Below are 24,134 nucleotides of genomic sequence, written 5' to 3' on the forward strand. Positions count from 1 at the left end.
GACACGGAGGCCGTGACCGGCGGCCGTCCCCCAGGAACACACCCCCGCCCTGCCCCGTCACCCACGCCCGAGAGGACCAGCACCCCATGGACTTCCGTCTCACCGCACGCCAGCAGGAGCTCAAGGAATCGGCGCGTGACCTCACCGACTTCATCATGAAGCACGAGCTCGACTGCGAGGAGAACAACGGTCTGCCGCCGCAGGTCCACGCCGAGATCCGCGACGCCGTCCTCGACAGCGGCCTCCAGGCCGTCAACATGCCGGCCGAGTGGGGCGGCGCCGGACTCACCGTCCCTGAGCAGGTCGTCGTCCAGGAGGAACTGGGCCGGCTCACCGGCGCCCTGTGGGACATGGTGTGGCGGCCGGCCAACGCCCTCTCGCACTGCACGCCCGAGCAGCGTGAGCGGTACCTCGTGCCCGTGATCCACGGGCGCCGACGCGACTGCTACGCGGTCAGCGAGCCCGAGGCCGGCTCCGACCCGCAGAACCTGCGCACCACCGCGACCCGGACCGCCGACGGCTGGGTGCTGAACGGCGAGAAGTGGTTCGTCACCGTGGGCGACCACGCCGACTTCATGATCGTGCTCGCCGCCGCGGGGGAAGAGCGGGCGCCGACGCTGTTCCTCGTGGACAAGGACGCCCCGGGCATCGAGATGACCCGGGTGCCCCGCTGGATGCACACCTTCGTCTACGAACACCCCGAGTTCACCTTCACCGACGTACGCCTGCCCGAGGACGCGGTGCTCGGCGGCGTCGGCAACGGCTACGACCTCACCCGCTCCTGGTTCTCCGAAGAGCGGCTGATGATCGCCGCCCGCACGATCGGGGCCGCCGAGAGGGCCCTGGAACTGGCGCGTGACTGGGCCGTCGGACGCCGTCAGTTCGGCTCCCGCATCGCCGACTTCCAGTTGATCCAGGGGATGCTCGCCGACTCGGCCGTCGACATCGCCGTCAACCGCGCCTACACCCACCAGGTCGCCTGGGAGGTCGGCGAGGGCCGAACCGACCGCAAGACCCTGCACGCGAAGGCCGCGATCGCCAAGCTCGCGGCGAGCGAGGCGTCCGGTCGGGTGGTCGACCGGTGCCTGCAGATCTTCGGTGGGCGCGGCTACGACCGCTCGTACCCCGTCGAGCGTCTCTACCGCGAGCTGCGCGTCGACCGGATCTGGGAGGGCACCTCCGAGATCCAGCGGCTGATCATCGCGGGCGAACTCGTCAAGCGCGGGACGGGTGTCCTGCAGCTGCCGGTGACCCCGTGAGCGACCCCGCCCGGGTGGGGATCACGGGCTGCGGGCTCATGGGCTCCGGCATCGCCGAGGTCCGCGCCCGCGCCGGCCGCGACGGCGTGGTGGTGGAGGACGAGCGGACGAAGACCGAGGTCTTCGCCCGGCTCGACGCCGTCGTGGAGCGCCGGGACGCCGTACTGGCGACCGACACCTCGTCCCTGTCCGTCATCAGGCCGGCGGCCGCGACCTCGCGGCCGTCCCAGGTCATCGGACTGCACTCCTTCCACCCGGCGCCGCGGCTGCCGCTGGTGGAACCGGTGCCCTCGCTGCTCACCGGTGAGGACACCGTCCGGCGCGCGGGGCCTTCGCCACCGAGGTCCTCGGCAAGGAGGTCGTGCACCCCCGGGACCGTGCGGGGTTCGTCGTCAACGCCCTGCTCATGCCGTACCTGCTGACAGCGGTACGGATGGCCGAGTCCGGTGCGGCGTCGGCCGAGGACATCGACCGGGCCATGACCTTGGGCCACGCCCATCCGCTCGGCCCGCTCGCCCTTGCCGACCTGATCGGTCCGGACACGGGGCAGGCCATCGCCCGGTCGATGTACGCGGAGTACCGCGAGCCGCTGTACGCCCCGTCGCCGCTGCCGGCTCGGATGGTGGAAGCGGGGCGGCTCGGCCGGAAGACGGGTCGGGGCTTCCACCCGTACCCGGGGCGCCTGGCGGGGCAGGATGGGCAGGGATGATGGTCCGGGACGGAGACCGAAACCGAAACCGGAACCGGAACCGGGACAGGGGCCGATACCGAGACCGATGCCGACACCGAAAGCGGGAGTTGCCGACGTGACCAAGGCCGAGCGCGCACTCGAGACACGGGAGCGAATCCTCAAGGCCGCGTGCGAGGTGATCGCGGACATCGGGTTCGAGAACGTCAGCATGCGCAAGGTCGCCGAGCACGCGGGGGTGTCGAAGGCGCTGCTCCACTACCACTTCGACACCCGCGAGAAGCTCTTCGCCGAGGCGATGACGCACTCGTTCGCCCAGACCGGCACGGACCTCGACGGCGGCGACGCCGACGTGTCGGCCGGCGTCCTGCTCGCACGCATCGTGCGCACCATGCTGCCCACGGACGAGGAGCTGCGCCAGGACTGGAAACTGTGGCAGGAACTGTGGGTGCGCGCACAGCGCGACGACGCAGCCCGGCACCTCGCCGTCGACCTGTACGACCAGCTCCACGCCTGGGTCGGCGGCGCGGTGGAACGCGGCGTCGCGTCGGGAGAGTTCGCCCCCTGCGATGTCGCCGCGATCAGCACTCTGATCCTGGCGCTGTGTGACGGCCTGGGCATTCGCGTGATGCTCGCCGACCCACATGTCGACCTGCCCACGGCCCAGTCGACGATCTGGTCGGCCATCGCCCCGTCACTGGGCATCTCTCCCGCCTTCCCTGAGGCCTGACCCAGCGGCCGAGCGGTCGGTTCCGAAGGGACTGCTCGGACCAGGGGCATACGTAGCGCGCTGCCCGAAGGGCAGGCGAACGGTCGAACGGGCCACCCGGCCCGCCCGTGTGCGGGCCGGGCCACGGCGGCCGGGCCGCCGCTTCCCGCCGACCCGAGGCCGGTCCTTCCCCGGACCGTGGGAATCCCGGTGTGCGCTCACCGCGCCCGGGCATCATGGTCGCGATGCCCGCACGGCGGCCGCTGCGGGCGCCGCCGGGAAACGGGGGCACGATCGGGTTGGCCGAGCCGGCGGCGGCGACGGCCGAGGGCGCGGGGCAGGAGCTGCGCTTCGAGCTCGGGACCGTCGAGCCGGCCCTCGGCCGGACCGGACGGGGAACCGGTCGATCCAGGTCCCGGACGCTACCGAGAACGGAGGACCGACCTGGCTCACCTGCCGGTGCCCGGCGGCAGAACCGTCTCCTCGGGCCGCGGGTGCCGAGCGGACGAGCGGGCGACGGGTTCCGCGGTCACCGCGTGCAGGACCACATGGAGCAGGACGGTGGCGGCGGTCACGTGGTGGTTGTCGGTATCCGACTGCAGGCAACGTTACTCATGCCTTGCTCCACCGGCCTGGACCGGGCGGCACTGGTCACGGCCTCGGTTCACGCCTGGTGGGGGACCGACTTCCCCGGCCGGGAGCGAAACGCTTCATGCATGCGGGGCTCAATGCATCCAGCCACGTCGGCGAGCCCGGGGAGAAGGCCTGTGCTCAGCGCGAGAGCGTTCGCAACGCTGTCCCCCCGTGCCACCGGGACTCATGGGCCCCAGCTTGGCTCACGAGCGAGAGCCGCCTTGACGGTCCCGCCGAAACGAGGGGTGGGCGGCCGAGCCCACCACTACGGGGCGGCCCGGGACGCCCGTCTCGCGCGTCCGGCGGTCTCTCGTTCCGCTCCGTGGGGCGAAAGCACTACTCCGGTACTTGCTCACCACAACGGGAAGGGCGGTTCTCGGTTCGACCGATCCGGTCCGGCTCGGGATCGAGCGCACTGCGGTCGCGACCGCTCGGAAGGATGATGGGAGCATGGAAGGGCTACCGTTCACTGCTCCCGCCGGGGCGGACGAAGGCGGGCAGCTCAGCCCGCCCCCGGCAGCTTTCGCCCTGCTCGCCGCGGACGGAGTGCTCGTCGGGTGGAGTCGTGAGGCCGAGGCCCTCCTGGGATATCCGGCTTCGCAGGTGCTGGGACGCCGGGCGGCGGACCTGATCGCGACCTCGCACGCCGATCGCGACAGCTCGGAAGAGCCGCGGTCGGATCAGCGGCTGCGGCTCGACGGGACACGCAGTGCCGTCGTGGACGTGCGCCACCGCAGCGGCGACACCGTACGTGTGGCAGTGACTCTGCATCCCCTGGCCCCCGCCTCCGACGGGGCCTCCTCCGGCCAGGCCCCCTCCGCCGTCCTCATGGCGGCTGAGCTGGAGGCGCTTCGCTGGTGGGAGACCCGACAGGCGATGCTGCAGGGGCTCGTCACCCAGTCGCCGGTGACACTGACCATCTACGGTCCCGGCGCACGCCTCTTGTGGGCCAACGCATCCAGTGTCCGGGAGCTCGGCGGCGACCTCACAGCACTGCTCGGCCGTTCCATGACCGAACTCTTTCCCGGTGATGTCCTCACCACCCAGCATCTGGTGCCGCCGGAGGAGTTCGTCCAACAGATCCTCGAGACCGGTGAGCCGGTCATCGACGTGCATTTCCGAGGGCGCTCCCCGGCCGACCCGCGGCGTGAGCACGTCTGGTCCTCGTCCTATTTCCGGCTGCTGGACGGCCGGGGAGAGCCGGTGGGCGTGTGCGAACAGTCCATCGACGTCACCGACCACTACCGTGCGCAGCAGCGCCTCGCGCTCCTCGCGGAGGCCGGCGCGCGGATCGGGTCGACGCTCGACCCGTCCGGAACGGCAGCGGAGCTCGCCAAGATCGCCGTGCCGCAGTACGCCGACGCCGTGCTCGTCGACGTAGCGGCAGAAGTGCTCGAAGGAGAGGAGCCGAAGCCCGTCACGGGATGGGGACTCGTACGCGCGGCGGCTTCCGACGGGGAACCTTCCCGGGTGGGCGAGCGGGTCGCGTACGCCGCCGGATCGTCGCAGGCCGAGAGCCTGGCCAGGGGCCGGTCGACCACCGACACCGTGGTGGCGCCGACACGGCTGTACGTCCCGCTGATCGTGCGGGGGACGCCCTTGGGCCTCGTCACCTTCGTGCGGGGCGACGACTCGGAACCCTTCGACGACGGCGATCGGGCAGTGGCCGAGGAGCTGGCGTCGCGGACCGCCGTATGCATCGACAACGCCCGGCAGTACCGCCGAGAGCACACCGCCGCGTTCATGCTCCAGCGCAGCCTGCTGCCACGATCGCTGCCCGAGCTGAGCGCGGTCGAGGCGGCGAGTCGCTACCTGCCGGCCGACAGCCACCTCGGCGCCGGCGGCGACTGGTTCGACGTCATTCCGCTTTCAGGGGCACGTGTCGGGCTCGTCGTGGGGGAGGTTGTCGGCCACGGACTCGGGGCCGCCGCCACGATGGGGCGCTTGCGCGCGATGGTGCGCACCCTGGCCGAGCTGGACCTCGCGCCCGACGAGCTCCTGGCCCGGTTGAACGATCAAGTCGGCAAGGACGCGTCGGACCAGAACGGGGAAGACGCGGACGGCAGTGGCGCCGTCGGAGCGACGTGCGTCTACGGGATCTACGATCCGGCTTCCCGGACGAGCGCCTGGGCGGCGGCGGGGCACCTGCCGCCGGCTGTGGTGCAGCCGAACGGCCCCGTCAGCTTCCTTCGTCTGCCGCCGGGGTCTCCTCTGGGCGTGGGACGGCTTCCCTACGAGGGCGCGGAAGTGGAGCTCGCCGAGGGAAGCCTGGTCGTCCTGTTCACCGACGGCCTCGTGGAGGCCCGGGGGAAGGGCATCGACGTGGGGTTGGACCGGTTGGCGGCTGTACTCGGCGAGCAGCGGGGATCGTCGTCCGACCGATTGTGTGCCCAGATCGTCGCGGAGCTGGCATCGGACCAGGTGGAGGACGACGCGACGCTCCTCGTCGTGCGCACCCGTGCGCTGGGGGCACGTCAGGTGGCGGCCTGGGAGCTGCCCTCGGACCCCGCGCTCGTCGCACGCGCACGTGCGATGGCCGCGGAACAGCTGGGGCGGTGGGGACTGGACGATCTGGCCTTCACCACGGAACTGGTGGTCAGCGAACTGGTCACCAACGCGATCCGTCACGCCTCCGGCCCGATCGGCCTGCGGTTGATCCGGGACCGTTCTCTCATCTGTGAGGTCTCCGACTCGCAGCACACCTCACCGCATGCCCGTTACGCCGGCAGCGACGAGGAGGGCGGACGTGGACTGTTCATGGTCGCCCAGCTCACCGAGCACTGGGGTACGCGCTACATGCCGGCAGGGAAAACGATCTGGGCGGAACAGACCTTGCCCGTGGCTTGACGGCCACGCGCCGCCCCCCCCGCGTGGGGGAGCGAACGGGTTCAGGCCGATGCACGACGTACGTGCTGATGCCCGTCGAGCGGGTAGGAGGGAGGGACCGCCGGCAGGATCCTCTCGAACGTGTAACCGCTTTTCTCGGCGACGCGGCAAGGTGCCGAATCGTCCACCCATCGAGGCGGCGCCGCGTCAGGCACCTGCTCGAGCACGTCGAAGCCGAACCGGGTCCGTGTCGCCCAGCCCCGCTCTTGAGCCCGCATCCACCGCAGGCCGTCGTCCTCGCTTTCCAGCGAGGCCGAGCGGCGTGGGGGCTCACGGCCTCTCCGTACGCATGGCTCATGGCGTGTGCAGGCGCACCGCCAAGGCGGCGATGTCATCGTCGAGGCTGCCTCTGCTGTGACGGAGGAGATCGTGGTGCAGGGCCGTGAGCAGATCACGGGGAGGTATGGGGAGCTGTCGACGCATCCACTCTGTCAACGGGAAGAACTCACCGTCCCGGGCGCGGGTTTCGGCGATCCCGTCCGTATAGAGGAGGAGAAGCTCGCCGGGAGCGAAGTCGAAGGCGTCCGCACGGTACTGGTCACCCATCAACTCCGCGAGGCTGAGCAGGGGCGATGGGGCGGACGGCTCGAGGACGCGCACGTTCTTCAGGCTGTGGATCAACGGTGGGGGGTGTCCGCAGTTGACGATGGTGATGCGGCTGCCTTGATACGGGATCTCGACGAGCAGCGCGGTGGCGAAGCGTTCCATCGGTGCCTCGGGTGGATGGGCGGCGTTGTGCCGGGCGCAGCTGGCGTCGAGCCTGCGGGCGATGTCGGCCATGGAGGCCTCGCCGTGTGCCGCCTCCCGGAAGGCGTTGACGATCGCCGCGGCCGCCCCCACTGCCGGCAGGCCTTTGCCCCGCACGTCGCCGATGAGCAGCCGTACCCCGTACGGCGTATCGACCACCTCGTAGAAGTCCCCGCCGATGCGGGCTTCCGCGGCGGCCGCGAGGTACAGCGATTCGATCTCGACGTTCCGGAAACGGTGCGGCAGGGGCCGCAGCACCACCTGCTGGGCCGCGTCGGCGACGAGCCGTACCTGAAAGAGGGTGCGCTCCCGCTGAAGCCGGACATGGCTTCCGTATGCGGCGGCCACGGTGACCGCGACGATCCCCCCGCACGTCCACCAGGTCCCCAGATCGGGGAAGACGAGGCTGAGGCCGATCATCAGAAAGAGGCAGACGGTCCCGAGCAGGACGGTCGGGAGGACCGGCCACATGGCGGCGGCCAGAGCCGGCGCCGCGGGCAGGAGGCGGCTGAAGGCCATCTCCGGCGGGGTGGCGTAGGCCAGGCCGGCGATCACGACGGTCAGAATCACCGGTGACAGCCGCACAAGCCTGCCGTAGCCGTGGCTCCGACGGAGCCGCGGCCGTCCGGACTCGATCATGAATCCCAGCGTATCCGCGAGGGGCCCGCTCAGCGACGTGACGAGCGGGCTCCGCGCGTGTGACGGAGCACGCCTGTGGGCTCGCGAGGGCGCGACCGCGTGATTCGTCAGTGACCCGTGGGGCTCAGGAAACCTCACGGATGGTGAGAACCGAATACCAAGGGTATTCCTTTTGCCGCGACAGGCCCGCGGACGGACGGCGTGGTGCTCAGCTCGGCTCTCTCGGGCCTCGCGCCGGGGAGCGTTCGCGTGCCCGAGGAGCCCGGCGGGTGAGAGGTTCGGGCGGTGGCCGGGACTACGGAACGCGCGTGGGTTCCGGAACGCGCACGGACTCCGGCAGGTTCTCGGGCTCCGGTTCGTGGCTCTCCGGGGCGCCGAACCACGCCACCGCCACCGCGCCCGTGACCGCCAGCACGAAGCCGAGGACGGCCGCCCAGGCGAAGCCCGGGCGGGAGGCGTCTCCCAGCCACCACACACCGATCATCCCCGGCAGCATGGTCTCGCCGACCACGAGCGCTGCCGTCGCCCCGTTCACCGAGCCGACTTGCAGCGCGACCGTGTGCAGGTACATGCCGCCGCCGCCGGCCACAAGGATCGCGTACAGCGCCGGGTCCGTCAGGACGGTGCCCGCGTCGAAGGGGTCGACGCCGTTCAGGATCCGCACCCCGAGCCCGAGCGCGCCGAAGCCGAGACCCGACAGAAGGCCCGCGAGGATCGCCGCCCGGGCGCCGAGCACCCGTACGAGGACCGTGCCGCCGACCATCAGCAGCAGCGAGACGGCGAGCAGCCACCAGTGCGTGGCGATCGGGGTGCGCCCGCTGCCTTCCGGGCCCGCCGCACTCGCAAGCAGCACCAGGGCCGAGCAGACCACGCCGATCGAGGTCCACTCCGCGCGGGTCAGCCGAATGCCCAGCAGCCGCACGCCGAGGACGGCCGTGATGACCAGATTGGCGCTGATCACGGTCTGGGAGAGGAAGAGCGGGAGCATGCGGGCGGCGAGCGCGCCGAGGCCGAAGCCGACGAAGTCCAGAATCGTGCCGCCGATGAACTCCCAGGTCATCGCGGCCTTCGCGGTCGACGACAGGCTCGGTCCGCCGTGCTGGGTGACCCGCCCCGCCGCGGCCGCCTCGCGCCGGGCGGACTTGCGGGAGCCGACGGCCTGCAGGACGGATCCCGTGCCGTAACAGATCGAGGCGGCGACGGCGGTCAGCAGTCCTATGAGCACCAGCAGGCTCCCTCCACACGGCGGGGGGTCGGTCCGCCCGGTTCGTTCTCCGCTTGGCAGACGTCGGATCGGGCTCCCGCGTTGCCTCCGACCTCCGACCGCAGGTGGCCCGTGGCAGCAGGGGGCCGATGCCACGCCGGGCGTGGTGGGGGATCCGCAGGAGGACCGGCCCCGAACCTGCTGACCGCGCAGGGCGACTTCGGCCCGCTCGCCGGAACCACCACCCAGCGGCTGACCCCGCTCGACCAGCACACCACCCGACTGGTCGACACCGTCCACCTCACCGCCGGCGGAGCCCTCAAGGCCATTGGTGCTGTGCGTGACCAGGGCCCGCGGCAGGAAGAGCACGGCCGGCCCCGGATTTTCCCTGGGCCCGCTGCCTTCGTCGGTCGTCCAGTGCCACGGTCCGGAGCTTCGCATGACGGAAGTCTCTTCGTAACAAGCATTACATCTAGCCATTACAAACATTGATGTGTAACTTCTGGAACGTCGGCGGAGGTGATTCCGCTCGCTTCGGACGTTCGAGAGGGAACGACGTTGATGTACATCTCTGCGCCCCGCCGTGGGGCGACTGCCGTGCTGGCCTGCACGGCTCTGGTGGTGGTCTCCGGCTGCGGCGCGAGCGGTTCCGGCGGTGGTGAGCCCCCGGCCGGGGGCGAGGTCGCGGGGGTGACGGTCACGCGGGACGCGGCCCTCCACGATGTCCTGCCCGAGCAGATCAAGAAGGCGGGCACCGTGCGCGTGGCCACGGACGTCCCCTACCCCCCGTTCGCGATGTTCGTCACCGAAGGGGAGAGCGAACTGACCGGCCTGGACTACGACCTCGGCCAGGCCTTGGGCGCGAAGCTCGGCGTCAGGTTCGCCTTCACCCCGACGAAGTTCGACGGCATAGTGCCCGCCCTCCAGGCCGGCAAGTTCGACGCCGCGATGTCCGCACTGACCGACAACAAGGAGCGGCAGAAGGTCGTCGACTTCGTGGACTACTCGCGCTCCGGCTCGGGCATCCTGGTGGCCGAGGGCAACCCGGCGAAGATCAGCACGCTGGACGACCTCTGCGGCAGGAAGGTCGGCGTCCAGGCGGCCACCCATCAGTACGACCTGCTCCAGGCCCACCAGGCGACATGCCGGGCGGCCGGCCGGGAGCCGGCCGACATCCAGACCTTTCCCAAGGACTCCGACGCCCAACTCGCCCTGCGCTCCGGCAAGGTGATCGCGGAGGTCGTCACCCAGCCCGCCGCCGGCTGGTCGGCCAAGACAGCCGACGGCGGCAAGGCCTTCGACCTGGCCGAGGACCCTGAGGCACCGGCCGGCTACCGTGCCTCGCCCAACGGCATCGCGGTCAGCAGACGACTCCCGCAGCTGACCGAAGCGATCAGGCGGGCGCTGCAGGCGCTGATCGACGACGGCACCCTCACCAAGATCTGCGACAAGTACGGCGTCGCCTCCATCGCCGTGAAGGAAGCCACCAAGAACGCGGCGGTGGACTAGAGATGACCACCACCCACGTGGGCACACCGCACACCGGCGAGACCCTCGCACCCGACACCTTCGAGATCGTCCCCGTCCGCCACTGGGGTCGCTGGATCTCCGCGGTGGCCGCCGTCGCCGGGCTGGCCGGCCTCATCGGCTCGCTCGCGAAGAACGGCAACCTGCACTGGGACGTCGTCGGCCGCTACCTGTTCGCCGGGCTCATCTTCGACGGCCTGGCCACCACCCTGTGGCTGACCGCCGCCGCGATGACCCTCGGCCTCGCCCTCGGCACCCTCGTCGCCGTCATGCGGCTCTCCGGCAATCCGGTCCTGTACGGCCTCTCGTCGCTGTTCGTCTGGGTCTTCCGCGGCACCCCGCTACTCGTGCAGATCATCTTCTGGGGATACGCCGGAGCCCTCTACCAGCACGTGATGATCGGCATCCCGTTCACCGGCGTCACCTTCCTCCAGGCCGACACCAACACCCTGCTCACCCCGTCCGTCGCGGCCCTGCTCGCGCTCGGCCTGAACGAGGCCGCGTACGCTTCCGAGATCGTCCGCGCCGGGATCCGGTCCGTCGACCCGGGGCAGACCGAGGCGGCCCACTCGCTCGGCATGCGCCCGGCACTCACCATGCGGCGGATCGTGCTGCCCCAGGCGATGCGGGTGATCATCCCGCCGCTGGGAAACGAGACGATCAACATGCTCAAGATGACCGCCCTCGTGTCGGTGATCGCGGCGCATGACCTGATGTCCAACATCCAGGACGTGTACGGGCAGAACTACCAGGTCATCCCGATGCTCGTGGTGGCGTCGCTCTGGTACCTGGCCCTGGTCAGTTTCCTGGGCGTCCCGCAGGCGTGGCTCGAACGCCGCTACGGGCGCGGCACGGCCCGCGGAGCCGAGGTCTCCCCCCTGCGACGCCTCTGCGCCGGGCCTCTCACCGCCCTGCGCGACCGCACACAGAAGGAGGCGGGCCGTTGAACGCGCCCATGGTGCACGCCGAGGGCGTGCGCAAACACTTCGGGAAGCTCCAGGTCCTCAAGGGCATCGACCTGACGGTCGAACGCGGCCAGGTGTGCTGCCTCCTTGGCCCCTCCGGGTCCGGCAAGTCCACGTTCCTGCGGTGCATCAACCATCTGGAGAAGATCGACGGAGGGCGGCTCTCCGTCGACGGCGAACCGGTCGGCTACCGGGCGCAGGGCGCCCGCCTCCACGAGTTGCGTGAGCGCGAGGTCGCCGCCCGGAGGCGCGACATCGGCATGGTGTTCCAGCGGTTCAACCTCTTCCCGCACATGACCGCCCTGGAGAACGTCATGGAGGCTCCCGTCAAGGTCGCCGGCGTCACCAGGGACCGGGCCCGTGACGAGGCGAGGGCCCTCCTTGACCAGGTGGGGCTCGCCGACCGGGAGGGGCACTACCCGGCCGAACTCTCGGGCGGCCAGCAGCAGCGCGTCGCCATCGCCCGCGCCCTCGCCATGAAACCGAAACTGATGCTGTTCGACGAACCGACATCGGCGCTCGACCCCGAACTCGTCGGCGACGTCCTCGACGTCATGCGCCGGCTCGCGGAGGACGGCATGACCATGGTCGTCGTCACCCACGAGATCGGCTTCGCCCGGGAAGTCGGTGACCTGGCGGTGTTCATGGACGAAGGCGTCGTCGTCGAATCCGGCGACCCCCGACGGGTCCTGGCCGAACCGGAGCAGGAGCGCACCCGCGCCTTCCTGTCGAAGGTCCTGTGAGCGCCCCGCCCCGGCAGCAGCCCCTCGACGAAGCGCTGCTGTCGCTGTCCCACGCGCACCAGGAGCGGTACCTGGAAGACCTGGCCGAACTCGTCGCGATCGACTCCGGCTCGTACAGCGCCGACGGCGTCAACCGGGTCGCCGACCTGGTCCGGGCACATCTCGAGCGCCTGGACTTCTCCGTGGAACGCGTCCCGCTGCCGCCGGCCCACGGACACCGCACCGGAGATGTGCTCATCGGCCGCAAACAAGGTCGCCTCGCCGTCGCCGACGGAGGCCGCAGACTCCTGCTCGCCGCCCACATGGACACCGTCTTCGACGACGGAGCCGCCGCCGAACGCCCCTTCTCCCTCAGCGGATCCCTCGCCCACGGACCAGGCGTCAGCGACGACAAGGGAGGCCTGGTCGCCGGCCTCGCAGCCCTCGAGATCCTCGCCTCGGCGGGCATCGAGGACTACGCGGAAATCATCTTCCTCACCACGCCCGACGAGGAGATCGGCTCACCCGCCAGCCGGCCGGTCACCCGGCGGGCGGCCGACGGGGCGCACTACGCCCTCGCCCTCGAATGCGCCCGGGAGAACGGCGACCTGGTCATCGCGCGCAAGGGTGTGGCCGACTTCAGGGTCACCGTCACCGGCCGCGCCGCACACGCGGGCATCGAACCCGAACGCGGAGCGAACGCGGCTCTGGCCGCCGCCCACCTCGTCATCGCGATCCAAGCGCTGAACGGCACGTGGGAGGGCGTCACCCTCAACGTGGGCGTCGTGCGCGCGGGCAGCCGCTTCAACATCGTCTGCCCCGAGGCGGAACTCCTCGTCGAGATCCGCTCGGCCACGGACAGCGGCATGCGCGCGGCCACCGCCGCCCTCGAGGAGGTCGCCTCGCGGCCCGTCGTCCCCGGCACCCGCGCCACCGTCGAGGAACTCTCCTCCTGCCCGCCGATGGAAGACACAGCCGCCTCCCGCCGGATGCTCGACCGGGCCCAGGACATCGGCGTACGCCTGGGCCTGGCCTTCGGCGCCACGGCGACAGGCGGCGTGGGGGACGCCAACACCATCGCCGGCACAGGAGTCCCGACACTGGACGGCCTGGGACCGGTCGGCGGCGCCGACCACACCCCCGAGGAATGGCTCGACGTCAGTACCGTCCCGGCCAGGGTCGCCCTGCTCGCCTCCCTCATCGCCGACCTCGGCGACAGCCGCAGCGACTGACGCTGCCCCCCCGACGCTCCCGCACCGGTTCCTCGCGCCGTTGCCCGGTGCGGGAGCACCCGCCCCCTCGGGGGCGCGGCGGCCGTGATCGCGGCTCAGGTGATCGACATTCGGCATTAGGCTCGGCACGCGGGCCGCACGCCCGCCGACGACCGAGAAAGGAACCCGCGATGGCCTCCGGCGCACTCGCCGACGTGATCCGGCACAAGCTGGGCGACCTCAGCCCGGCCGAGCGCAAGGTAGCCCGCGTCCTCCTGGTCAACTACCCCTCCGCCGGCTTCGAGACCGTCGCCGTCCTCGCCGAACGGGCGGGCGTCAGCGCCCCCACCGTCATCCGCTTCGTCAACCGGCTCGGCTACCGGGGCTTCCCCGACTTCCAGACCGCCCTGCGCGAGGAACTCGACGAACGCAACGCCTCGCCCCTGTCCCTGTACGAGTCCGCCGACCGCACCCGCACCGACGCCGCGCCAGACGGCGAAGCATCCCTTCTCGAACAGGGCAGCAGACTGTTCAGTTCCGCCGTCGCGCAGACCCTCACCGAACTCCCGCCGCACGACCTGGAACACGCCGTCTCACTCCTGGTCGACGGCAAACGGCGCATCACCCTGACCGGCGGCCGCTTCACCCGGCTCCTCGCCCAGTACCTCGGACTGCACCTCATGCAGTTGCGCGGCGACATCCGGATCCTGCCCGCGGGCGACGTCGAGCGGACCGCGGCACTCGGTACGCTCACACGCCGCGACGTCCTGGTCGTCTTCGACTACCGCCGCTACGAGCAGGACAAGGTCACCATGGCCCAACTCGCCGTCGAACAAGGCGCGAAGGTCATCCTGTTCACCGACCGATGGCTCTCCCCGGTCTCCGCGCACGCCGAAGTCGTACTTCCCAGCCTGGTCACGACACCATCACCGTACGACAGCTTCGTACCCACCCTCGCCGTGGTCGAGACCGTCGTCGCCGGAGTCGTCACGGCACTCGGCGACGAGGCCCCCGCACGCCTGCGGCACACCGAGGAGATCGCACGGCGCCTCGGACTGCAGTGACCCGCGGCACCGGCCCGCGGTGACCCGGGCTGTCGGCCCGCGAGGTCTGGCGGGACACCGTATCGCCATGTGCTGTTCCACCATGCGGGGAACAGGCCAATCGTCTCGTCGAGCAGTCCATGGACGGAGTGGGACCGCGTCAGCCGGGGTGAGGCTCCTGCGGACTGAGCCGGAGTTCTGGCCCGTGACCGGCCCGGAAACGCTGGTCAGGAGCGGGATACGGATGGGGTGAACTGGGAGTTTCGACGCGGACAAGGCCCTTCCCCAGGAGGAGCGATCGAGAGGGCCTGATGGGCAAAGGTCCAGGTCAGGAGCCTCTTTTCGTGTCTCTGGAAGAAGCTGGGCTTCTTCGGCGAGTACGACACGAGCAAGTTCTTCGAGTGCTGGTGGTACACGCCTCGTATGGCTGTTGACCAGCAGGAACGGCCACGATGCGGCCAAGCTGTAGGCGGCTGGTCCGCGTATGGCCCGGATCTTGGTCGGCACGGAGCGGACCTCTGACCGATGGTCCGTGGCGGCGGTGAGCCGAGCAGAGCCGCGACCTGGACCTGCTGCTCGCTGTCGGCCAGCTCTTCGCGCTGGTCGTCCACGCCCAGCTCGTCCTGGAGCAGACGGCCCTGACCGGTCTCGACGCGGACGTGTTCGACGAGCTGTTCGCCGTCTTCGTCCGCGACTGATCCGCGCACGCTGTCGAGCTTCACGGAAAGGACTCCGGGGCCGAGGCACAGCAGCAGTGGGCGCTCGGCGCGGTCCGCTGCCCGGTCGTCGACACGGGGGCGCTCGCAGCGTGTCGAGGTGCTGTCCGGCGCGTACGAGATGGCCCGGTAGCCGCCTTGTCGCACCCCGCGCCGGGTGACAGGCCGAGCCCGCTCCAGCCTGTCACCCGAAACCGCCTACGATGACCGTCCATGAGCACGAATGACGACCGAAGACCCCTGGTCGACGGACGCTTCCGACTGATCTCCCGACTCGGCAGCGGCGGTATGGGCACCGTCTGGCGCGCCCGCGACATCGCTCTCGACCGCGACGTCGCCCTCAAGGAGGTCCGCCCGCCCGACCCCGCCGTCGAGGACGCGAACCCCGGATTCGCCGCGCAGCTGCGCGAACGCGCCGTCCGTGAAGCCCGCGCCCTGGCCCGGCTGTCGAACCCGCACGTCGTGACGATCCACCACATCGTCGAGCCGCAGGACGGCTCGCACCCGTGGATCGTGATGGAGCTCGTCGAGGGCAGCTCCGTGTACGACCGGCTCGCCGCGGGCCCGATGCCCGTCCCCGAGGTGCTCGCCCTCGGCCGCCAGGTCCTCTCCGCACTGCGCGCCGCGCACACCGCCGGCATCCAGCACCGCGACGTCAAACCCGCCAACGTCCTGCTCCGCCACGGAGGCGGGGCCGTGCTCACCGACTTCGGCATCGCCGCGTTCGACGGCGCCGCCTCCCGGCTCACTTCCACCGGCGACCTGATCGGCTCGCCGGAGTTCATCGCCCCCGAGCGGGTCCGCGGCGAGGAGGGCAACCCGGCCTCCGACTTGTGGTCGCTCGGCATGCTCCTGTACGTGGCGGCCGAGGGCCACCACCCGCTGCGCCGCGCCACCGGCCTCGCGACCGTGGTCGCGGTGCTCGACGACCCGATCCCCGCGCCGGTGCGGTCCGGCGCGCTGGGTCCCGTACTGACCCGGCTCCTCGTCCGCGATCCGGCGCAGCGGCCGGACGGGGCGCTCCTGGACCGGCTGCTGGCGGAGGCGGAGGGCGGCGCGGCCGCGGCTCCTGCTCCCGCCGCTGTTCCTGCCGCCGTTCCTTCTGCGCCCGTCGCCGTCCCTGCCGCCCCCGGCCCGTATGCGCCGGCGCCCGCGCCGTACCCGCACCCCGCCTACGGCCCGCCCGCCGCGCCGGGCGCGGGCTTCGGCCCGCCGACGCTGCCCACCCCCGCGCCCTCCAGCCCGCGCAAGCGCGCCGCAGGCGTCGCCGTCGGCCTCGCACTGGCGGCCGCCGCGGTGATCGGCGTCGTGAACCTGTTCCCCGACGGCGGCGACGGCAGCGGCGGGACCTCCGGGGCGAAGGGCGGCGCCTCGCCGACCGGCGCCGTACGCACCCCCGGCCAGGGCCAGGGGACGGGCACGGTCCCGTCCACCTCCGCGCCCGCGCCCGCGGTCCGCGGCAGCCTCCTCACCACCGCCAACGTCCGTGCCGTCATCGAGGAGTTCCGCCGGGCGAGCGGCACCACGAAGATCAAGGACCTGACGGTCTACGAGGAGTACGCCCTGGCGAACATCCCGACCCGGCCCGGCGCGAAGACCTACGACGCGTACGAGTACCGGGCCGGCGTGGCCAGGAAGACCGGCCCCGGCGGCACCATCAGCGCCGACGACGCCGACGAGCAGCCCTTCGACGTGTCCACGATGCCCTGGGACAGCCTCCCCGCGCTGATGAAGCGCGGCGAACGCGACCTCAAGGTGGACGACCCCACGATGCGCTACGTCGTCGTCGACCGCTGGACCTTCAACGACGACCGTCCGACACTGCGCTTCTACCTCAGCAACGACTACAGTGCCAGCGGCTATCTCGCTGCCGACGCCTCCGGCAAGGTCGTGTCGACCCTGCCCGCGTCCTGAGGACACCGCCCTTGCGGATCACAGCTGTCCGCAAGGGCTCCACCGCGGCCACCGGGTCCCCGAGCTCACCCGCGATGCGGGGAAGGCCCGGTTCCCCGACGGGGTGGAGATGGTGCAGGGCGACCTGACCGAGCCGGACGGCCTGGCCCGGCCCTGGAGGGCGTCACCGGCCTCCATCTGATCGCCTTCGGCGGGGAGCACTTCGCTCCGCTGGAGGCCGGTCCGCGGATCCTGGAGCTGGTCCGGGCCGCGGGCGTCCGGCGGGTCACCTTGCTGCACAGCGGCGGGCCGACGCCGCTGGAGGACGCGGTACGGGAGGACGACGGGCTGGACTGGTCGGTGCTGATGCCGGTCGAGTTCATGTCCAACGCCCTGGAACGGGCGGCCGGGACCGTCGAACGGGACAAGGTCCGCGAGCCGTCCGTGAACCGGCTCAGCGCCATGGGGCACGAGGGCGACATCGGCGCGGTCGCCGCCGTCGCGCTCACCGAGGAGGGCCACGGCGGCCACGAGTACGTCATCACCGGCCCCCAGGCGCTGACCCCCGCCGAGGACCGCGACGATCGCCGGGCCGAGCGGCCGCACGGTCGTGCTGGTGGAGCTGACCGAGGACGAGGTGTCGCCCGTGGCGGGCCACGGGCCACGACGAGGGTCTGATCGGCTTCCTCTTGGAGGTGTACGGGAACATGCCCGAGGCCAGGTACACCGTCGAGAAGGTCACCGGCCGCCCGGCCAGGTCCTTCGCCGATACGGCCAGACCCGCGCCCTGGCCACCCCCGTCTCCCTGGCCGTCAACGTCATCACTATCTGATGCTCCGGTACCACCGCTCGCTCTCTGCCACCACCCTCGGTGGCCTTCGGGTGTGTCAGGGCGAGACCGGCCACCCGGCGCGAGATGTCCTGGCTCGCCGGGTGGCCGGTCTTCCGTCGGGCGGGTGGGCGGCTGTGTTCAGAGTCGGGCAACGAGTTTGTCGGCGGTGCGCAGGGTCGTCGCGGCGAGAGTGAGGGTGGGATTGGCGGTGCCGCCGGTGGGGAAGACGGAGGAGCCGACGACCCAGACGTTGGGGTGGTCGTGGGAGTTCCCGTCGGGGTGGACCACGTGGGTGGCGCCGCTGTCGCCCATGCGCATGGTGCCCATGAGATGGCCGGCGCCGTTGAACTTCAGGGGCGGCCACTGGGGATCGACGTCGGCGGCGCCCGCGGTCTGTTCGAGGTGCTGCCACAGGCGGCGGGTGACGCTGTGGCCGTAGGCCAGGGCGCGCTTGGAGTAATCGTCGACCTTGTAGGTGATCTTCGGCCGGCGCACCCCCAGCGCGTCGGTCTCGTCCGACAGGGTGACGCGGTTGGCGGGGTCGGGCAGCTGCTCGGTGGAGTAGCCGAAGCGCAGCATGCTGGTGACCCGCTCGGCCACCTTCTCCTGGAGAGGCTTGCCGAACTGTTTGACCTTGCCGGTGGTGGAGTCCCACATCAGGCGTTCCACGGCGGCGCCGGGGCTTTCGGTGCGGCCCCAGCCGTCGTTGCCGATGGTGATGCGGAACGCGCCGTTGGTCTTGCGGAACGCGCCGTCGCGGAACGTCTCGATGCTGAGGATGGACTGGGGTCCGCGGAAGGGGAAGAGCGGTTCGCCGAAGTGCCCGGTGACCTCCTCCGCGAGATGGTCCATCAGGTTGCGTCCGACCTGGTCGCTGGTGTTCTTCAGCTCGGAGGCCAGCCACAGTTTCGGCGTCTCGATCGCGTTGAGGGCCAGCACGATGTGGGCGCCGGTCACCTTGTGCTCGGTGGCGGTGTCCGGATAACTGCGATAGACGACGGTGTGCACCTCCTTGCCGGGGCCGGGCACCAGGCGGGTCACCACGCTGCTCGTGCGGAGCTCCACATCCAGCTCGTCGCGGGCGCGCTTGACGTGCACCGAGGCGTCGTACTTGGCTCCGGAAGGACAGACGGGGATGCAGCTGGAATTGCCCTGACAGGCACTACGGCCCTGGTACTCCTCGGAGTTGCGGGCCTGGGGCGTGGTGACGACGGTGACCGGGATGCCGTCGAGCGGCGGGGCGGTGCCCAGGGCCGCGCGCACCCGGGTGTCGCCGTAGCTGGGGACGATCCCGGGCATGGGGAAGGGAGCGCTGCGGTGGGCCCCGTAGAGGCCGTCCCACTCGTCGTGGTTGCCCGAGACGCCGAGCTCTGCTTCGGCCTGCACGTAGTACGGCTCCAGCTCGTCGTACGTGATCGGCCAGTCCACGCCGACGTTGTACAGCGTCTTGAGCTGGAAGTCGGCGGGCAGCCAGCGCGGGCAGTTGCCGCGCCAGGCCCAGGTGCTGCCGCCGGTCATCCGCTGGAACCCGCTCTTGAAGAGGTCCGGACCTGCTTCCACGTAGTAGCGGTTCATGAGCAGCGGATCGCCGACGCCGTCCGAGGACGGGGCGTAGCCCTGAGCGTTGTTGGGGAGCGCGGCGTAGGGGGTGGGCACGTTCTTCGTCGGGGAGACCTGGTAGGCGTCGACGAACGTGGCGCGCTGGGCGCCGTCGAGGCCGTTGTTCCCGGCGTCGAGGATCAGCACCCGCGCCTGGGGCTTGGCCTTTTTGATCCGGCAGGCGGCGAGGGCGCCGGCCACGCCCGCGCCGACGATCACGACGTCGTAGTCGGAGGGCATGTGGATCCTCCTCTCGTTCAGGGCTGGTAGGCCCAGTAGCCGTATCCGCCGGTGGGTGCGGCGGACAGGGGGTGGGCCCTGATGACCTGCCAGACCAGTCCGGCCCGGTACTGCTCCGGCGTGCCGGGAGGGTCCTGGGTCTCGTCGGGCCGCTTGAACTGGGCGGTGAACCACACCATGATCGTTTCCTTGGCGACGCGGGCCAGCGCGGTGTCGGCGTCGAGCGCGGCGGCCAGCGCCTGGCCGGGGTCGGGCTGGGTGGCGGCGGTGCGCCAGGCGTCGATCAGGCGGTCGAGATCGGCGGGGTAGGCGCGGTGGAGGCGTTCGCGGTACGCGTCGGCCAGAGCCTGGTCCAGTGAGCTCTCGCCGGTGAGCAGCTCGGACAGGGCGGGGAAGTCGGCCGCGTGGGTCATGGTGACCGTCTCCCTCAGGCTTCGTCGAAGAGCAGGTTCTCGGGGGGCTGGGTCATCTTGACCTTGGTGGTGTTGACCTCGACGACCAGGTCGAGGCCGGTGGTGAAGTGGGCCGTGGAGATGATGGTGAACCTGTCGGCCTTCTGCGCCAGGAAGGGGAGGAAGCCGTCGAGCGCCGGGTCGCCGTTGTTGAGGACGATGTACTCGGCCAGGCGGCGGTAGAGCTTGGGCATGATGATGTCGTCGCTGATCGTCGGCGGTGCGACGACCTCGGCACCCGAGTTGGTCTTGTCGCTGGGCCACAGTCCCTTGCCGTTCTGCCGGGCCGACTTGACGGCCGCGTTGAACTCGGTGCGCAACTCGGGGAAGAGGCTGCGGTAGTAGGTAGGGAAGGCCATGCCCTCGGCGAGCTGGTGGTGGTTGGCCGTCTCCTCCAGCATGGCCTTGGTGACGTGGACCGGTGTGCCGCTGGCCGCCGACGGGGCGCCGCGTCCGGCAAGGGCCACGCAGCGGCCGTACTTGTCGGCGCCGCGGGTCAGGATGTAGCCGGGGACCTCGGACGGGTCGGTGGGCGCCTTGACGGTGCCGTCGGGCTTGCGCTGCACGGGCTGGAAGCCGATCCAGGTCAGCAGCTCGGCGGCCGCCTTGTCCGCGAACGGTGCCGGCTGGTGGAGCTCCGCACCCCCGGTCGGGGGGCGGTAGTGGGTCTCCAGGGTGTCGATCCCCTCCAGGCGGAGGTTGGCGCCGCCCGTGGCGTTGCGCTGAACCGGATGGGGTCCGGGGACCAGGTCCCACTCCGTGGGGTCGTCGGGGACGAAGCGGACCGTGTCGCCGTCCGGGCGGGTCCCGGCGATGCGGTAGACACCCTGGATGAGGAGCATGGGCATGGTGACGCCTTTCGGGGAGAGAGAGGAGGCACAGAGCTGACGAGCAGCGGGCCACACCACTTGCGTCACTCTGTGTCAGATTGTGGTTACATTTTGTGCCGGGTCCGCTCGGACGGCATCCTGGGGTGGGCATCCGGACGCGGTTCGCCGAGCGGAGATGCCGCGGACCGTGGAGCCGGCCGCCCGGCCACGCACCCGCCGTCCGGGCTCCGGCCCTGCTTTCACCGACAGGTGCGCAGGTGGGATGTGTCATTGAGGAGGGCCAGGGTCCAGCTGCGGCGGCCGAAGCGGTCGTCGTGGTGCTCGAAGCGGGTGATCCCGGCGTGGTCGGTGCCGAAGTCGATGTCGGGGGCGGCCGACAACGGGATGCCGAGGAGGAGGTGGCACGCGGCGATGACCGTCTCCCCATGGGTGGCGACCAGGAGGGTCTGCCCCTCGTGCCGCTCGATCAGGCGGGCCAGACCGTCTCCGGCACGGAGCAGGAAGCCGGACCACGTCTCGGAGCCGGGAGCCCAGGCCCGCTCCGGATGGGCGGCCGGTGCGCCGCCGAACGCGGCCTCGACATCCCGCCAGGAGAGCCCGTCGGCGCTGCCGTGGTGGAGCCCGTCAAGGCCCTCGTCGGTGACCAGCGGCAGGCCGAGCGCGGCAGAGAGCACAGCTCCGGTCTCCTGAAGGCGCCGCCGGGGTCCGGCGTACAGGTGCTGGACCGGGCGCTCGGCGTGATGCTCCACGGCGAGGCGGGCCGCGGCGAGACGGACCTGCTCCACGCCCCGCTCGGTCAGGCCGGTGCAGGTTGCGGGCCCGCCGAGGAGGCCCGCGACATTGCATCTGGCCTCACCATGCCGGACAAAGACCAGCTGTGTGCCTGTGGCCACGCACGGCCTCCCGCCGGCAGGACCTGCAACGCATGCGGCAAGGCAGGAGCTGCGGCCCGGGGTCGGGGGCCGCAGACCCCGGCCCTCCGGAGCCGACGCGAATCGAGCCCGTGTCCAGGATGCCTACCTGCGGACAGACCTGCACTGCGAGGCCGCTGCAGGCCGTGCACCGGTGACGCAGCAGACGATGCGCGGCGCGCCGGAGGGCGCATGCGCCGCGTCCGCGACGCACGGCTGCGAGGGAATCTCGATCCGCGACATCTCCCGATGTCTGACCATCAGCCACACCCTGCTCACGGCGTGGTTTCGCCGCCGCCCCTTGCTGGACGAGCGGGGCGGCTTCACGTGGAGACATGGGCCGCTTTGTCAGTGGGAGTGCCGGGGCGGGCGTATGGCCCTCAATCAGGTCGGCATGATTCTCCGAACCCCTCGGGGGGCCTGGGGTGTCCCGCTGCGCGTGCCCCGCTTCCTGGGCGGTGTGGAGGACCCTATTGGTCAAGGCCAGAGGCGGCGAGGGGCGTGAGATGTCACTTCTTTAAGGTGGCTTGGCTTGCTGTGTTCGGCGTGACGGGTCTCGCTGAGCGGCTGGTGCCGGATGAGCTGTGGGAACTGTTCCGGCGGGTGGCGCCGGAGACGGTGGTGGTGCGTCCGCAGGGAGGTGGCCGTCGACGGGTCGGCGATCGTGAGTGCCTGGCCGCGATCGTGTTCGTGGCAACGTCGGGCTGTACCTGGAGGCAGGTGCCGCCGGTGTTCGGCCCGGCCCGGCCGCCCGGACCAGGCCCGGTGCGCTGGACCGAATCACGGTGGCCACATCCTCGCTGTGAGGCGTGCCCCCGGCTGGAATCGTGCTGGGATGTCACACGGAGCCTTTTCCGGGCTGGCGGTGCTGACCGCGAGCTGGACATGCCTGCGCAACGACGAAGCTCCTGGCACACGGGCTCCCGGCCAAGATCACCCGTGTCTGCCGGGAGCTTCGTGTGCTTGCCTGCCCGTCCCCGGTCGACCTGTCCAGCCGCACCCTGCGGTTCCCGACCGGCCGACTGAGGCGCAGGCGGCAGCGGACCGGAACGCGGCGGCGGTGCCTTCCCGCCCCGCGGCAGGCCCTGCCCGCCCTGGCCCGCCCGCGGTGCGGTGACACCTACGCCCAGCTCGCCGCCGGGTTCGCCATCGCCACCGCGTGCCGCTCCCTGCGCGAGGCCGTCGACGTGCCGGCCGCCCTCGCGCCCACCCCGGCCGAGGCGATGCGCGTCGCACGGGCCACGGCATTGGTGATCCCGGAGGGCACCCTGCTGCCGATCGGCCGGATCGCCGCCGGCACCCCGTACCCCTCGGGGAAACACAAGCGCCACGGCAGGAACGTCCAGGTCCTCACCGACCCGTTCGGCCGTCTGCTGCGGGCCTGGCCCGCACTGCCCGGTTCCCCGCACGATCCGACCGCCGCCCGCGCCCCCGGGAGCGTCGGGGCTCTCGCCGCCACGGGCCTCACGTGCCGGGCGGACAGGGCATGCCAAGGCGCCGACGGCCCGGTCGGGGTGCCCTTCCGCGGCCGTCGCCTCAAGCGAGGGCCGCGGCGCCGCCACGGCACGCACGCCCAGATCCGCTGCCTCGGCGAGCGGGCCATGGCCACCCCGACGGGCCGGCGGCTCCTGCGGAAGCTCCGCTGCGGCACCCACCGCACCACCGCGATCGTCCAGGCCGTACTCCTCCTTCACCACGCGGCAGCGTGAGGTTGAAAAAGGCTCACTGCGAAATCACGTCGATCGCTTCGGCGTTGCGTCCGATGGCCGAGTGTTTCGCAATGCGGCTGACGGCTACGTGGACGCAGCTGCCTACGGCAAGACATGGGAGCGGGCCCGCAAGAAGGCCCTGGCTCCCCATGAGCAGCCGACGCTCCTCGCCGAGAGGCCCTATGACCTCCGGCACGCCGGGATCTCGTTCTGGCTGCACTCCGGCGTGGATCCTGCCGAATGCGCGCGCCGGGCTGGTCAGAGCATCCAAGTGCTCTTCCCGTACTACGCCAAGTTCCTGGACGGTCTTCAGGAGCATTCCAACCGGCTCATCGAGGAGTCGATGCAGGAGTGGAGCCGGCGCAGCGAGGACAACGGCCCCAAGGGCTGACCGCAATCTGGCCCGTGTATGGCCCGGAACTGCTGGCCAGGACTGGGATATGGGTGGGATGAACTGGAAGAACAGGAGCATTCCGGCGCCTCCCCCATGGGAAGGACCAGACGCTCCAAGAAGGCGCCTGGCTCGGAGGAAACCCCAGGCCAGGCGCTTTCTTTCGTGCCGCTAGAAGAAGCCGAGCTTCTTCGGCGAGTAGCTCACCAGCAGGTTCTTCGTGTGCTGGTGGTACACGACGCGTGGCCCCCTTGACCTGCGGACATGGCCGCTCGTGGCGGTCGAATTGCTTTCGTGGACCGGGAATGGTCCGGATGGCGCTCGGGGC

The 24,134-nt window shown here is 71.0% G+C and carries 18 protein-coding genes and 4 pseudogenes; 15 read left to right on the forward strand and 7 right to left on the reverse strand.

Annotated elements, in window-relative coordinates:
- Positions 1-86: 86 nt before the first annotated feature.
- The 3 genes and pseudogenes from BLW86_RS36255 (at position 87) to BLW86_RS36265 (ending at position 2,677) form a co-directional block, all read left to right on the forward strand.
- Positions 87-1,259, forward strand: coding sequence for an acyl-CoA dehydrogenase family protein (locus BLW86_RS36255; protein WP_093877939.1), 1,173 nt, complete (start codon positions 87-89; stop codon positions 1,257-1,259).
- A gap of 38 nt (positions 1,260-1,297) precedes the next feature.
- Positions 1,298-1,968 (forward strand): annotated as a pseudogene (locus BLW86_RS36260) (3-hydroxyacyl-CoA dehydrogenase family protein).
- A 97-nt stretch (positions 1,969-2,065) separates the two neighbouring features.
- Positions 2,066-2,677, forward strand: coding sequence for a TetR/AcrR family transcriptional regulator (locus BLW86_RS36265; RefSeq protein WP_093877940.1), 612 nt, complete (start codon positions 2,066-2,068; stop codon positions 2,675-2,677).
- A 428-nt stretch (positions 2,678-3,105) separates the two neighbouring features.
- Here the strand turns inward: BLW86_RS36265 and BLW86_RS43580 are convergent, their stop codons facing one another.
- Entirely contained in the window at positions 3,106-3,231 is a 126-nt protein-coding gene (locus BLW86_RS43580) for a hypothetical protein (protein ID WP_256341560.1), read from the reverse strand.
- A 508-nt stretch (positions 3,232-3,739) separates the two neighbouring features.
- On the opposite strand from BLW86_RS43580, the gene BLW86_RS36270 reads away from it, so the two are divergent.
- Positions 3,740-6,136: a SpoIIE family protein phosphatase gene (locus tag BLW86_RS36270; RefSeq protein WP_177181855.1), complete on the forward strand. Its 2,397-nt coding sequence runs from the start codon at positions 3,740-3,742 to the stop codon at positions 6,134-6,136.
- Between the two features lie 333 nt (positions 6,137-6,469).
- Here BLW86_RS36270 and BLW86_RS36275 read toward each other — a convergent pair whose 3' ends face one another.
- Positions 6,470-7,561, reverse strand: coding sequence for a PP2C family protein-serine/threonine phosphatase (locus BLW86_RS36275; protein ID WP_093877941.1), 1,092 nt, complete (start codon positions 7,559-7,561; stop codon positions 6,470-6,472).
- 295 nt (positions 7,562-7,856) lie between these two features.
- Complete coding sequence (locus BLW86_RS36280; protein ID WP_093877942.1) at positions 7,857-8,786, reverse strand: hypothetical protein; 930 nt, start codon at positions 8,784-8,786, stop codon at positions 7,857-7,859.
- A 540-nt stretch (positions 8,787-9,326) separates the two neighbouring features.
- Here BLW86_RS36280 and BLW86_RS36285 point away from each other — a divergent pair.
- The 8 genes and pseudogenes from BLW86_RS36285 to BLW86_RS36320 form a co-directional block, all read left to right on the forward strand.
- On the forward strand, positions 9,327-10,274 hold the full coding sequence (locus BLW86_RS36285; RefSeq protein ID WP_093877943.1) for an ABC transporter substrate-binding protein: 948 nt from the start codon (positions 9,327-9,329) through the stop codon (positions 10,272-10,274).
- 2 nt (positions 10,275-10,276) lie between these two features.
- Entirely contained in the window at positions 10,277-11,239 is a 963-nt protein-coding gene (locus BLW86_RS36290; RefSeq protein WP_093877944.1) for an amino acid ABC transporter permease, read from the forward strand.
- Positions 11,240-11,247: 8 nt separating this feature from the next.
- On the forward strand, positions 11,248-12,000 hold the full coding sequence (locus BLW86_RS36295; RefSeq protein ID WP_093877945.1) for an amino acid ABC transporter ATP-binding protein: 753 nt from the start codon (positions 11,248-11,250) through the stop codon (positions 11,998-12,000).
- Positions 11,997-13,211 (forward strand): M20 family metallopeptidase, encoded by a 1,215-nt coding sequence (locus BLW86_RS36300; RefSeq protein ID WP_093877946.1) that lies wholly within the window; start codon positions 11,997-11,999, stop codon positions 13,209-13,211. The genes BLW86_RS36295 and BLW86_RS36300 overlap by 4 nt, the downstream gene beginning before the upstream one ends.
- A gap of 170 nt (positions 13,212-13,381) precedes the next feature.
- Positions 13,382-14,254, forward strand: a complete 873-nt coding sequence (locus BLW86_RS36305) for a MurR/RpiR family transcriptional regulator (protein ID WP_093877947.1) — start codon at positions 13,382-13,384, stop codon at positions 14,252-14,254.
- Between the two features lie 527 nt (positions 14,255-14,781).
- A pseudogene (locus tag BLW86_RS36310) lies at positions 14,782-15,082 on the forward strand (acyl-CoA dehydrogenase); the annotation flags it as partial.
- 80 nt (positions 15,083-15,162) lie between these two features.
- Positions 15,163-16,863, forward strand: a complete 1,701-nt coding sequence (locus BLW86_RS36315; RefSeq protein ID WP_256341561.1) for a serine/threonine-protein kinase — start codon at positions 15,163-15,165, stop codon at positions 16,861-16,863.
- A 109-nt stretch (positions 16,864-16,972) separates the two neighbouring features.
- Positions 16,973-17,618: pseudogene (locus tag BLW86_RS36320) on the forward strand (hydroxylase); the annotation flags it as partial.
- A 194-nt stretch (positions 17,619-17,812) separates the two neighbouring features.
- On the opposite strand, the gene BLW86_RS36325 reads toward BLW86_RS36320, so the two are convergent.
- The 4 genes from BLW86_RS36325 to BLW86_RS36340 all read right to left on the reverse strand — a co-directional run bounded on the left by BLW86_RS36325 (position 17,813) and on the right by BLW86_RS36340 (position 21,688).
- On the reverse strand, positions 17,813-19,513 hold the full coding sequence (locus tag BLW86_RS36325; RefSeq protein WP_093877948.1) for a GMC oxidoreductase: 1,701 nt from the start codon (positions 19,511-19,513) through the stop codon (positions 17,813-17,815).
- Positions 19,514-19,530: 17 nt separating this feature from the next.
- Positions 19,531-19,926 (reverse strand): sugar dehydrogenase complex small subunit, encoded by a 396-nt coding sequence (locus BLW86_RS36330; RefSeq protein ID WP_093877949.1) that lies wholly within the window; start codon positions 19,924-19,926, stop codon positions 19,531-19,533.
- Positions 19,927-19,940: 14 nt separating this feature from the next.
- Positions 19,941-20,813 carry a thermonuclease family protein gene (locus BLW86_RS36335; RefSeq protein ID WP_093877950.1) on the reverse strand — a complete coding sequence of 291 codons (873 nt, stop codon included), beginning with the start codon at positions 20,811-20,813 and terminating at the stop codon, positions 19,941-19,943.
- A 221-nt stretch (positions 20,814-21,034) separates the two neighbouring features.
- Complete coding sequence (locus tag BLW86_RS36340; protein WP_093877951.1) at positions 21,035-21,688, reverse strand: histidine phosphatase family protein; 654 nt, start codon at positions 21,686-21,688, stop codon at positions 21,035-21,037.
- A 564-nt stretch (positions 21,689-22,252) separates the two neighbouring features.
- Here BLW86_RS36340 and BLW86_RS43585 point away from each other — a divergent pair.
- The 3 genes and pseudogenes from BLW86_RS43585 to BLW86_RS36360 all read left to right on the forward strand — a co-directional run.
- Positions 22,253-22,444 (forward strand): annotated as a pseudogene (locus BLW86_RS43585) (transposase); the annotation flags it as partial.
- A gap of 221 nt (positions 22,445-22,665) precedes the next feature.
- Positions 22,666-23,415, forward strand: a complete 750-nt coding sequence (locus BLW86_RS36355; RefSeq protein WP_093877953.1) for a transposase family protein — start codon at positions 22,666-22,668, stop codon at positions 23,413-23,415.
- A gap of 88 nt (positions 23,416-23,503) precedes the next feature.
- Complete coding sequence (locus BLW86_RS36360) at positions 23,504-23,806, forward strand: site-specific integrase (protein WP_256341562.1); 303 nt, start codon at positions 23,504-23,506, stop codon at positions 23,804-23,806.
- Positions 23,807-24,134: the final 328 nt, after the last annotated feature.

This window comes from Streptomyces sp. TLI_105, from assembly GCF_900105415.1.
GTDB lineage: Bacteria > Actinomycetota > Actinomycetes > Streptomycetales > Streptomycetaceae > Streptomyces.

Coding starts and splice junctions, on each gene's coding strand:
- BLW86_RS36255 (WP_093877939.1), top strand. CDS start 87: ATGGACTTCCGTCTCACCGCACGCCAGCAGGAGCTCAAGGAATCGGCG.
- BLW86_RS36270 (WP_177181855.1), top strand. CDS start 3,740: ATGGAAGGGCTACCGTTCACTGCTCCCGCCGGGGCGGACGAAGGCGGG.
- BLW86_RS36275 (WP_093877941.1), bottom strand. CDS start 7,561: ATGATCGAGTCCGGACGGCCGCGGCTCCGTCGGAGCCACGGCTACGGC.
- BLW86_RS36285 (WP_093877943.1), top strand. CDS start 9,327: ATGTACATCTCTGCGCCCCGCCGTGGGGCGACTGCCGTGCTGGCCTGC.
- BLW86_RS36290 (WP_093877944.1), top strand. CDS start 10,277: ATGACCACCACCCACGTGGGCACACCGCACACCGGCGAGACCCTCGCA.
- BLW86_RS36295 (WP_093877945.1), top strand. CDS start 11,248: ATGGTGCACGCCGAGGGCGTGCGCAAACACTTCGGGAAGCTCCAGGTC.
- BLW86_RS36305 (WP_093877947.1), top strand. CDS start 13,382: ATGGCCTCCGGCGCACTCGCCGACGTGATCCGGCACAAGCTGGGCGAC.
- BLW86_RS36315 (WP_256341561.1), top strand. CDS start 15,163: ATGAGCACGAATGACGACCGAAGACCCCTGGTCGACGGACGCTTCCGA.
- BLW86_RS36325 (WP_093877948.1), bottom strand. CDS start 19,513: ATGCCCTCCGACTACGACGTCGTGATCGTCGGCGCGGGCGTGGCCGGC.
- BLW86_RS36330 (WP_093877949.1), bottom strand. CDS start 19,926: ATGACCCACGCGGCCGACTTCCCCGCCCTGTCCGAGCTGCTCACCGGC.
- BLW86_RS36335 (WP_093877950.1), bottom strand. CDS start 20,813: ATGCCCATGCTCCTCATCCAGGGTGTCTACCGCATCGCCGGGACCCGC.